The organism is Sphingopyxis sp. H073 (genome assembly GCF_001468395.1).
In the GTDB taxonomy this organism is placed as follows: domain Bacteria; phylum Pseudomonadota; class Alphaproteobacteria; order Sphingomonadales; family Sphingomonadaceae; genus Sphingopyxis.
The window spans coordinates 54,676-64,999 of record NZ_LNSG01000015.1; the positions used below are offsets into that span (position 1 = coordinate 54,676).

Annotated in this window: 10 protein-coding genes and 2 tRNA genes; 8 read left to right on the plus strand and 4 right to left on the minus strand. The window is 64.9% G+C overall.

Annotated elements, in window-relative coordinates; translation table 11 throughout:
• The first annotated feature begins 45 nt into the window (after positions 1 to 45).
• Both ATE64_RS19740 and ATE64_RS19745 read left to right on the plus strand, forming a co-directional pair.
• Positions 46 to 342 (plus strand): hypothetical protein, encoded by a 297-nt coding sequence (locus ATE64_RS19740; protein WP_058456735.1) that lies wholly within the window; start codon positions 46 to 48, stop codon positions 340 to 342.
• Positions 343 to 503: 161 nt separating this feature from the next.
• Positions 504 to 1,778, plus strand: coding sequence for a hypothetical protein (locus ATE64_RS19745; RefSeq protein ID WP_058456736.1), 1,275 nt, complete (start codon positions 504 to 506; stop codon positions 1,776 to 1,778).
• Positions 1,779 to 1,853: 75 nt separating this feature from the next.
• Here the strand turns inward: ATE64_RS19745 and ATE64_RS19750 are convergent, their stop codons facing one another.
• Positions 1,854 to 2,327: an Lrp/AsnC family transcriptional regulator gene (locus ATE64_RS19750; protein WP_058456737.1), complete on the minus strand. Its 474-nt coding sequence runs from the start codon at positions 2,325 to 2,327 to the stop codon at positions 1,854 to 1,856.
• A gap of 167 nt (positions 2,328 to 2,494) precedes the next feature.
• On the opposite strand from ATE64_RS19750, the gene ATE64_RS19755 reads away from it, so the two are divergent.
• From ATE64_RS19755 to ATE64_RS19770, 4 genes are all read left to right on the plus strand, one after another.
• Positions 2,495 to 4,141, plus strand: coding sequence for a histidine kinase dimerization/phospho-acceptor domain-containing protein (locus tag ATE64_RS19755; RefSeq protein ID WP_231729175.1), 1,647 nt, complete (start codon positions 2,495 to 2,497; stop codon positions 4,139 to 4,141).
• A 25-nt stretch (positions 4,142 to 4,166) separates the two neighbouring features.
• Complete coding sequence (locus ATE64_RS19760; RefSeq protein WP_058456738.1) at positions 4,167 to 5,189, plus strand: polysaccharide deacetylase family protein; 1,023 nt, start codon at positions 4,167 to 4,169, stop codon at positions 5,187 to 5,189.
• A gap of 60 nt (positions 5,190 to 5,249) precedes the next feature.
• A tRNA-Ile gene (locus ATE64_RS19765) sits at positions 5,250 to 5,325 on the plus strand.
• A gap of 57 nt (positions 5,326 to 5,382) precedes the next feature.
• On the plus strand, positions 5,383 to 6,858 hold the full coding sequence (locus ATE64_RS19770; RefSeq protein WP_058456739.1) for a M20 family peptidase: 1,476 nt from the start codon (positions 5,383 to 5,385) through the stop codon (positions 6,856 to 6,858).
• A gap of 6 nt (positions 6,859 to 6,864) precedes the next feature.
• Here the strand turns inward: ATE64_RS19770 and ATE64_RS19775 are convergent.
• The 3 genes from ATE64_RS19775 to ATE64_RS21830 all read right to left on the minus strand — a co-directional run bounded on the left by ATE64_RS19775 (position 6,865) and on the right by ATE64_RS21830 (position 7,847).
• Positions 6,865 to 6,941 (minus strand) — tRNA-Pro (locus ATE64_RS19775).
• The gene (locus ATE64_RS21825; RefSeq protein WP_156416629.1) at positions 6,932 to 7,309 is read right to left on the minus strand and encodes a hypothetical protein; all 378 of its coding nucleotides are present in this window, start codon (positions 7,307 to 7,309) and stop codon (positions 6,932 to 6,934) included. The genes ATE64_RS19775 and ATE64_RS21825 overlap by 10 nt, the downstream gene beginning before the upstream one ends.
• 205 nt (positions 7,310 to 7,514) lie before the next feature.
• On the minus strand, positions 7,515 to 7,847 hold the full coding sequence (locus ATE64_RS21830) for a hypothetical protein (RefSeq protein ID WP_058800357.1): 333 nt from the start codon (positions 7,845 to 7,847) through the stop codon (positions 7,515 to 7,517).
• On the opposite strand from ATE64_RS21830, the gene ettA reads away from it, so the two are divergent.
• Both ettA and ATE64_RS19790 read left to right on the plus strand, forming a co-directional pair.
• Positions 7,836 to 9,515 carry an energy-dependent translational throttle protein EttA gene (ettA, locus tag ATE64_RS19785; RefSeq protein ID WP_058456740.1) on the plus strand — a complete coding sequence of 560 codons (1,680 nt, stop codon included), beginning with the start codon at positions 7,836 to 7,838 and terminating at the stop codon, positions 9,513 to 9,515. The genes ATE64_RS21830 and ettA overlap by 12 nt on opposite strands.
• 59 nt (positions 9,516 to 9,574) lie before the next feature.
• A complete protein-coding gene (locus ATE64_RS19790) occupies positions 9,575 to 9,979 on the plus strand; it encodes a PaaI family thioesterase (RefSeq protein WP_231729176.1) in 405 nt (134 codons plus the stop codon).
• Positions 9,980 to 10,324: the final 345 nt, after the last annotated feature.

A 10,324-nucleotide genomic window follows, 5' to 3' on the forward strand; every position in this document is an offset into this window, starting at 1 on the left:
CGTTCATGGAACGGAAACTTAACCACAATCCGGCATGGTTGTGGAATGTCGTTCGATAGTGGGCCCCTGGATCGGTATCTTCATGCGGCGGTCGGAGACGATCCCGCGGTAGCCCGAGAGCTGCGGGAGAGCTTTGCCGCGAACACGCGCGAACTGGCGGATCTGATGCGGCGCGCGCGGTGCGACGCCAACTGGCGCGTCGCCGCCGAGCGGATGAAAAGCCTGGCCGCGACCTTCGGGGTGATTCCGCTGATCCAGCTCGCCGAAGCGGCGATCGAGGGCGTGCCCGGCGATCCAGCGATCCTGCGCGACATCAACGCGGCGATCGACAGCTTCGCCTGAGCGCTGTCGCGGGTTCAATCCCCGTTCAGCCGCCCCCTGCCATTGGAAATATCGATCCCGGCCGTCTTGCCTTGGCAACGCTACGGGTCTAGCCGCGTTGTGAACCGCGGCTGACCCCCGCATGCTTCTGGCAAGGCGGCCGTTTCAGAGGAGAGATATCGATGTTCACCCGTTTCCGCCCGACGACCGCGACCGCTGTGGCCGCCGTTTTGGGCTGCGCGCTGATGGCGACGGCCACCCCCGCCGTGGCGAAGGAAAAGCCGAAGAAGGAAGAGGCCGCGCAGGGGCCGAAGGTTTCGCCGAGCAAGGCATTCATGCCCGCTGTGAAGAAGATGGGCGACGCGACCAAGGCCAAGGATGCCGCCGCTTTGCAGGCGGCGCTGGCCGAGGGGCAGGCGACGGCGACCTCGAACGATGACAAATATCTGATGGGTTTCTACACGCTGCAGCTCGGCATCCTGACCAAGGATGAGGCGACCCAGAGTCAGGGCCTGGAGGCCGCGCTCGATTCGGGCCTCGTTCCGGCGGCCGACCTTGGCAACTATAATTTCTATTCGGGCCGTTTCGCCTATGTGAAGAAGGACTATGTCAAGGCCGCGACGCGGTTCGAGGCGGCGAAGGCGGCGGGATCGACCGATTCCGCGCTGCCGCTGCTGCTGATGGACAGCTATCTGAACTCGGGACGCGTCGATCAGGGGATCGCGCTCGCCAAGGCGACGATCGATGCCGAGCGCGCGGCGGGCCGGGTGCCATCGGAAGAATTGTATGTGCGTCCGGCGAAGTCGCTCCAAGCCGCGAAGCGCACCGACGAACTGCTCGACATTCTGACGCTCCGCGTCCGTGACTATCCGCAGCCCGCGGTCTGGCGCAACACATTGTACATCCTGCTCCAGCAGGCGGGTCCCGACAAGGAACTCAACCTCGACATCCTTCGCCTGATGCGAGCGTCGGGCGCGATGACCGATCGCGGCGAATATCTGGAATATGCGGCAATGGCGACCGAAGCCGGCTATCCGGGCGAGGTGGTGTCGCTGGTTCAACAGGGCATCGCGAACAAGGTTTTCACCGACCGGGATGAGCGCTTTTCGCAGATCCTGAGCTCACAGACCGACCGGGCCAAGGCCGACCGTCCCGGGCTCCTCGCGGACGCCAGCAAGCCGGTGACGAACCCCAAGGCGGCGCGCGCAACCGCGGATGCCTTGGTCGGCATCGGTGAAATCGCCAAGGCCATCCCGCTTTATGAGGCGATCGCCGCAAGCGATCCCATCGCGCAATATCGTCTGGGCGTGGCGCAGGCGCTTTCGGGGCAGAATGACGCTGCCCTCGCCACCCTGGCGAAGGTGCAGGGCAATCGTGCGCGGCTCGCCAAGCTGTGGACGGTCTATGTCCAGACCAAAACGGCTCCGGCCGCCGTGGCGGCAGCCCCCGCCACCTGATCAACCGGCGATACGGTACAAAAAGGGCGCCATTCCATCGGGGGTGGCGCCCTTTTTTTGGCGTGTCGGCCGCCCTCAGGTTTCGACGGGGATTCCGGCGAGCTGTTTCGCGGTGCGAATCGTCAGCGAGGTCTTTACGCTCGTCACGTTGGGCGCCGACGTCAGGTGCGCGGTCAGGAAGGACTGGAAGCTCTGCAGGTCGCGCGCGACGACCTTGAGCAGAAAATCTATTTCGCCGTTCAGCATGTAGCATTCGCGAACTTCGGGAAGCTTTCCGACATAGTCCTCGAATGCCTTGAGGTCGGATTCTGCCTGGCTGCGCAGGCTGACCATCGCGAAGACGGTGATGCCATAGCCGAGCTTCGCGGCGTCGAGATCGGCATGATAAGAGCGGATGACACCCGATTCTTCCAGCGCGCGGACGCGGCGCAGGCACGGCGGCGCTGTGAGTCCCACCATTTGCGCCAGTTCGACATTGGTCATCCGCCCGTTTTTCTGCAGCTCCCCGAGGATCTGGAGGTCGATCTGATCAAATTTCTGACTGGCCATATTTGAAACATCCGCTTTCCAAAAGTGCAGCGACCATAATATTATTTCAGCCGATTGCAATTGTCCCACAATGTGACGTGGTCGACGATGGCACTTTCATGACCAGCGGATTCACGCTAGCCGGTAAACATACGCTAACCAACAAACTGGGTGTGGGGCCGGCCCGCGTGACTGCTGACTCGATGATCGCGACCATCTTGCGCCAAGCCCCGAAAGACGGCCGTGCGAGCATCGCTGCGTGGCGTCAGCTCAGCGATATCCTTGCCCAGCGCGGCAATCAGCTAGCCGGCGAAGATGTGCGCCGCGCTTTCCATGCCCTTGCTCTGCTGCGGCCGCAAGTCCCCGAAAAGATTCGCCGCGATTGCGCCGAGGCGATCGCGCATCATGGCCGTTTTGCGCCGCTGGTTGCCTTTTATGCCAATGACGTGCCGGCGGTTTCGGCGACGATGCTGAGCCGCGCGCGCCTGTCGGAGGGAGACTGGCTCGCGGTGCTTCCTGCGACCGCTGCGACTGCTCGCTCGGTCCTTGCAGGGCGCAAGGATCTTCCCCAGACGGTTCGTCGCGCGCTTGAGAGTCTGGGGGCCGGATCGGTCGCGCTGCCGCAGCCCACGGCCGTTGCCGTCGCCGTGCGGGAGCCCGAGGCGGCCGCCGCCGAGCCGGTTCCGGCCATCGAGGGGGCTCCCAGCCAGATCAGCGAGCTCGTCCGCCGCATCGACAAGTTCCAGTCGACCCGCACGCAGCCGCCGCCGCGTCCGGCACGCACCGGATTCCTGTTCGAGACCGGGCCCGACGGTCTGATTCGCTGGGTCGACGGCATTACGCGCGGCGCCGCAATCGGCTTGTCGATCGCCGATGCCGCGTTCGGGGGCGAGCCCGGCGCCGACGGCGCGGCAGCGGGAGCGTTCCGCCAGCGCGCCGAAATCGTGAACGCGCGCATGATCCTTGAAGGCGCGGCGTCGGAGGCGGGCGAGTGGCGCTTCTCGGCGATGCCTTGGTTCGACCCGGCGACGGGGCAGTTTCGCGGGTATCGCGGCAGCGCGCGGCGCCCGCAGCGCAACGAGATGCCCTACGGCCGTCCGGCAGCCAGCCAGAATTCAGGCGACTCGATCCGTCAGCTGATCCACGAACTGCGCAGCCCGCTCAACGCGATCTCCGGCTTTTCGCAGATCATATCCGGTCAGATGTTCGGTCCGGTCAGCAACTCCTATCGCAAGATGGCGGAGGCGATTGTCACCGACGCGACGTCGATCCAGGCGATTATCGAGGATCTGGACACCGCCGCGCGCGCGATCGACCCCAGGCCCGCTCCGCTGGCGCCGGAGGAGGTTGCCGACCTGGGCCTGGTGATGACGCGCGTCGAGGAGGATCTCGCGGCGCTTCTTGCCGACCAGCGCGTCGACCTCAGTATCTCGCGCGTCGGCGGCCCCTTTCTCGCGCAGGGCGGCGACGCCAATTCGCGGCGGATGATCGGGCGGATGCTGACCGCGCTCGTCGACATTTCGGAGCCCGGAACCATCCTCGTCGGTCAGCTGGTGACCGAGCCGGGCGCGGACGACATGCTGCAATTGCGCATCGTTCGTCCGCTGGCGATCCGCTTCGCCACGGCGGCCGAACTGCTGGATCCGGGCTTCAGCCCCGAAGGGGAGGCGCCGGGGGCTGCGATCCTGAGCCTCGGCTTCTCGCTGCGGCTTGTTGACAGTCTCGCCCGCAGCGTCGGCGGTCGGCTCGACATCGGACATAACGCCTTGACCTTGCATTTGCCCTCGGCCAACCCGAGAGTCGATACCGAACTCGGTGTTCAGCAGGGCGAATAGCCCCCGGGGGCAAAGGGGAACGAAAGTGCAGCCCGCGGGCAGCTTTCAGACATATCCGGAGACGGCCGAGCAGATTGGTCTCGGCCATGACGGACGCCCGCGTTTCTGGGTCACGATCGACACCGAAGAGGATTTCGACTGGTCGGCGCCCTTCGCGCGGAGCGGCTACCGGCTCGATTCGGTCCCGTCGCTTGCCGAATGCCAAGGCTATTTCGAGCGCTCCGCGGTCGTTCCGATCTATCTTGTCGACTGGCCCGTCGTGCAGGACGATCGCGCCGTCGAGATCCTTGCGCCGGCGCGCGCTGCCGGCCGCTGCGACGTCGGGGCCCAGCTTCATCCCTGGGTCACGCCGCCGCATGAAGAAGAGGTGAGCGAGCGCAACAGCTATACCGGCAATCTTCCTCCTTCGCTCCAGCGGGCGAAGATGGCGGCGCTGCGCGACGCCATTCGCACCCGCTTCGGCGCCGCACCGCAAGTCTATCGCGCCGGGCGTTACGGCCTCGGCCGCGATACCGCCGAGATGCTCGCCGAACTCGGCTTCGTCTGCGACACGTCGGTAAGGCCGGGTTTCGATTATCGCAAAGGGCATGGGCCCGATTATCGCGGCGCCCCGCTTCGACCCTGGTGGGTGGCGACGCGTCACGGGCCAGTGCTCGAGGTTCCGGTGACGACAGTTTTTGGCGGGCTCATGGGACCGAAGGGCGAGGGACTTTATCACCCGATCGCGCGGAACGGCCGCTATGCCGGATCGGTGCTGGCCCGTCTCGGGCTTGTCGAGCGCATCGCACTGACGCCCGAAGGCATTCCCGCCGATCGCGCGTGCCGGGCGATCGACATCGCACTCGATCAGGGGGTTCCCGTCCTCAACTTCTCGTTCCACTCGCCGTCGCTGCGTCCCGGTAATACCCCTTATGTGCGGACGGCGGCCGATCTCGACCGTTTCTATCGCTGGTGGGACGCGGTGCTCGACCATCTGGCGCGCCGCGGCGTCGTTCCAACCGATACGGCGGGCCTGCTGATGCTAGCGACCGCGAAGAGGCCGGCATGAGCGCAACCGGCTTGCCAACGCCCGCTGCGCTCCGCTATCGCCCGCACATCCCCGGAACGGGGGCCTGTAGCTCAATGGTTAGAGCTGGCCGCTCATAACGGCTAGGTTGCGGGTTCGAGTCCTGCCGGGCCCACCATTCCCCTTGCAAATCGAAACCGATCGCTGTCCATTGCCCGCCGAAAAGGAGAGGGGAATGGGAAAGCTTCGGATTGCCTTGATCGGCGGCCTATCGATCCTTGTCGTGGGGGCCGCCGTTGTCGGCGTGCGCACGTCGACCTTCGCGCCGGCGAATGTCGCCGACGGCCGCGACGTGAAGCTTGCGGCGGCGCCCGCCTATGATCTGGACGCGGCGGTTCGCCATTTGAGCGAAGCCGCACAGATTCGCACTATATCGAACCAGGATCCGACCGCCAACGAAGTCGCCGAATGGGACCGGCTTCATGCGTGGCTCGCGTCCACCTATCCCGCCGGGCACGGCGCGATGCAGCGCACGATCCTGCCGAACCGGACGCTCATCTATCATTGGCCGGGCAGCGATGCTTCGCTCGCGCCGGTGATCCTGATGGCGCACCAGGATGTCGTGCCGGTGACGCCCGGCACCGAAGGCGACTGGAAATATCCGCCCTTCGCGGGGACGATCGCCGACGGGGCGGTGTGGGGTCGCGGCACGGTCGACGACAAGGGCTCGCTTGTCGGTCTGTTCGAAGCGCTCGACGCGCTGGCGAAAAGCGGGTTCAAGCCGAAGCGCGGCATCTATCTGGTATCCGGCCATGACGAGGAGGCGGGCGGCTCTGGCGCGCTGGCCGCCGCCGCGAAGCTGAAGGCCGAGGGTGTGAAGGCGATCTATACCCTCGACGAGGGGAGCATTGTCCTGACCGACACGCCTGTCATCGACGGGCCCGCGATCATGATCGGCATCGCGGAGAAGGGCTATGGCACGCTGAAGGTCACTGCCCCCGCGCCCGGCGGGCACAGTTCGATGCCGCCCGCCGAAACCGGCGTGACGACGCTCGCGAAAGCGGTGCTGGCGATCGCGGGCAAACCGTTCCCGCTCGAATTCCGCGGCCCCGGGGCGTCGATGATCGAGGCGCTCGCCGCGAAAAAGGGCGGCGCGACAAAGATGGCGGTCGCGAACCAGTGGCTGTTCGGGCGCAGCCTCAAGAACCGGCTCGGCGCTGCACCCACGACCGCCGCGGCCTTTCACACGACAATCGCGCCGACGATGCTGGAAGGCAGTCCCAAGGAGAATGTCCTGCCGCAATCGGCGAACGCGCTGATCAACTATCGCATCGCGCCGTGGAACAGCTCGGCCGATGTGATGGCGCGCGCGAAGGAAGCGGTGGGCGACATCAAGGTCGACCTCGCCTGGGTCAAGCCGCCGCGCGAACCCTCGCGCGTGTCGTCGACGAGCTCGCAGGGCTGGAAATGGATCGCTGCGGCCGCCCGCGCCGACGCGCCCGATGCGGTGCTCACGCCGACGCTGGTCGTTGCGGGGACCGACAGCCGGAGCATGGAGCCGGTGTCGGAGGACGTCTATCGCTTCATGCCGATGCATTTCTCGCTGAAGGAATCGGCGATGATCCATGGGACCAACGAGCATATGGCGATCGACAGCTTCAAGCGGATGATCGATTTCTACGCGCGTCTGATCGCGACGTCGACGGGATAGGGGGATTGGTCGGGGAGACAGGATTCGAACCTGCGACATCCTGCTCCCAAAGCAGGCGCGCTACCGGGCTGCGCTACTCCCCGACCGGCCTCGCGGCCTTAGACAGGCGCGCGTGCGAAGTCCACCCGCAGGTGACGGGCAAAGAAAAAGGCGGCCTTCCCGAAGGAAGACCGCCTCTTTTCGTTTCGGTCATTGCCCCGAGGGGCTGTGACTTACTTCTTTTCTTCAGCCGGAGCAGCAGCGGCGTCAGCAGCCGGAGCAGCCTTGGCGTCAGCGGCCGGAGCAGCAGCGGCGTCAGCAGCCGGAGCAGCAGCAGCGTCGGCGCCAGCAGCGGCAGCGTCAGCACCAGCAGCGGCAGCGTCGGCGCCAGCAGCAGCAGCGTCAGCGCCTTCTTCAGCAACAGCTTCAGCAGCCGGAGCTTCGGTGGTGGCTTCTTCAGCAGCCTTTTCACCGCAAGCGGCGAGGGCGAACATGCTGGCAGCAACGGCGATAGCAGCAAACTTCTTCATGATGTGTGGGCTCCCTAAAATGCCTTTCCGCGCTGGGGAAACTTTCCCGTCCCGCGAGCGGCGGGATTTAGCCGTTCCGCGTGAATCGTCAACAAAAATAATTGAGATGGTCGGGGCGGGCGGAATTCTGTCATTTGACCGAAACAATCATGGCAACTCGCTGTCCTCGCTGGTGGCGAGAATCGCCGGAGTCGCGGCCCAGACCACGACGTTCTGCCACAATTCAGCGGAATCGACCATATCGGGCGTGTCGTCGGGCGCTTGGTGGATGTCGAAACAACGCGTGCCATCCCGGGCCAGGTCGACCGCAGGAACGCCTGCCGCGAGCAGTGCGCCGACGTTGGCCCCGCCGCCGGCGGGCGGCTTCGCGCGCGCAAGCGTCGATTGCCAACCGCGCGCCCATTCGCTAACCGGCGCCCAACTCTCCCGGCCGCACGACCGCGGCCCAGCCTCTACCGGAGCATATCCATGGCCGCCCAATATAGTTTCGTGATGAAGGGTCTGACCAAGACCTATCCCGGCGCGCAGAAGCCGACGCTCAACAACCTGAGCCTGCAATTCTATCCCGATGCCAAGATCGGTATCGTCGGCCCGAACGGCACGGGTAAATCGACGCTGATGAAGATCATGGCCGGCATCGACAAGGATTTCACCGGCGAAGCATGGCCGGGCGAGGGGATTACCGTCGGCTATCTGGCGCAGGAGCCGCAGCTCGACCCGACGAAGACGGTCAAGGAAAATGTCATGGACGGCGTCCGCCCCGTCGCCGACATGATGGACCGCTTCAACGAGATCAGCGCGCTGATGGCCGATCCGCCCGCCGACGCCGATTTTGACGCGCTTATGGAAGAGATGGGCACGCTGCAGGAAAAGATCGACGCGGTCGACGGCTGGACGCTCGACAACCAGCTCGAAATCGCGATGGAAGCGCTTCGCTGCCCGCCGGGCGACTGGAGCGTCGAGAACCTCTCGGGCGGTGAGAAGCGCCGGATCGCGCTGACCCGCCTGCTGCTCGAGAAGCCGTCGATCCTGCTGCTCGACGAACCGACGAACCATTTGGACGCCGAAAGCGTCGCCTGGCTCGAAAAGCACCTCGTCGACTATCCGGGCAACGTCATCCTCGTCACCCACGACCGTTATTTCCTCGACAATGTGGTGAACTGGATCCTCGAACTCGATCGCGGCCGTTACTTTGTCTACGAAGGCAATTATTCGACCTACCTCGACAAGAAGGGCAAGCGCCTCGAACAGGAAGCGCGCGAGGACCAGGGCCGCCAGAAGGCGATCCGCGACGAGCTCGAATGGATCCGGCAATCCCCGAAGGCGCGCCAAGCCAAGTCGAAGGCGCGTATCAAGAGCTTCGACCAGCTCGTCGAAGCGCAGGAAAAGCGTACTCCCGGCAAGGCGCAGATCGTCATCCAGATTCCCGAACGCCTTGGCGGCAAGGTGATCGAGGTCGCCGGCATCTCGAAGGCCTATGGCGACAAGCTGCTGTTCGAGGATCTGTCCTTCACCTTGCCGCCGGGCGGCATCGTCGGCGTCATCGGGCCCAACGGCGCGGGCAAGTCGACCCTGTTCAAGCTGATCACCGGGCAGGAAACCCCCGACAGCGGCAGCGTCACAATCGGCGACACCGTGCGTCTAGGCTATGTCGACCAGAGCCGCGACGCGCTCGACCCGAACAAGAATGTCTGGGAGGAAATTTCGGGCGGCCACGAACTGATGAACATCGGCAAGCACGAGATGCAGACGCGTGCCTATGTCGGGGCGTTCAACTTCAAGGGCGTCGACCAGCAGAAAAAGGTCGGCCAGCTGTCGGGCGGCGAACGCAATCGCGTCCATCTCGCCAAGATGCTCAAGGAGGGGGGCAACGTCCTCCTGCTCGACGAACCGACCAACGACCTCGACACCGAAACGCTCGCGGCGCTCGAGGAGGCGCTGGAGAATTTCGCGGGCTGCGCGGTGGTGATCAGCCACGACCGCTTCTTCCTCGATCGCCTCGCGACGCACATCCTGGCGTTCGAGGGCAACAGCCATGTCGAATGGTTCGAAGGCAACTTCGAAGCGTATGAGGAGGACAAGATCCGCCGCCTCGGCGACGAGGCGACGCGTCCGCACGCGACGACCTACAAGAAGCTGACGCGCTGACCGGCATGGCGGGGGAGGCGGCACCGGTCTTGGCGCCCGTATCTTCTGGCGCAATCCGCATGGACGCTGACGCGCTCAACGCCTTCCTGGCGGATGCCTTCCCGCATTCGAAGCCCGGCTCACGCGGCCATGTCGTCTTGGCCGAGCCCGGCCATCTCCGCGGACGGATCGACCCGAACGAACAGGCGCTCCGCCCGGGCGGGCTGATTTCCGGCCCGACACAGATGGGGTTCGCCGACATGGCGGCCTATGCGCTCGTCCTCGCGCACATCGGGCCCGTCGCGATGGCGGTGACGAGCGCGCTCAACTACCAGTTTCTGCGGCCCTGCCGCCCGGGACCGCTTTTCGCCGATGCGCACATGCTCCGCCTCGGCAAGCGGCTGGCGGTGATGGACGTCAGGATCTGGACCGACGACGCCGACAAGCCTGTCGGTCAGGCGAATGTGACCTACGCGATACCGTGAGGGTTGCGGCGACGGGCACCTATGGCGGCTTTCGACCGGTTGCGGACATTGAGGTCCGATGGAATAAGGTGCTCGAAAGAGGGGCTGTGTGGACTGGGAAAGCCAATTTCAGCGATGGGTGAAGTCTGAGGATGAGAACCCTTTTGATGACCGTCCAGCGAGACTGATCGTCATTGAGACCCGTAAAGCCGCGCGGAACGGCGCGTCATTGGATGTTTCGGAGGGCTGGCGCTGGGTTGAAGAGTCCCTAGGAGCCCGTCCACGATTTAGCATATTTGGGCTGGACTGCGGCGATGAGTTTTGATTCAGTCGGGGGATGAGCAAGCGCTTTCTTCCCTGGGATGT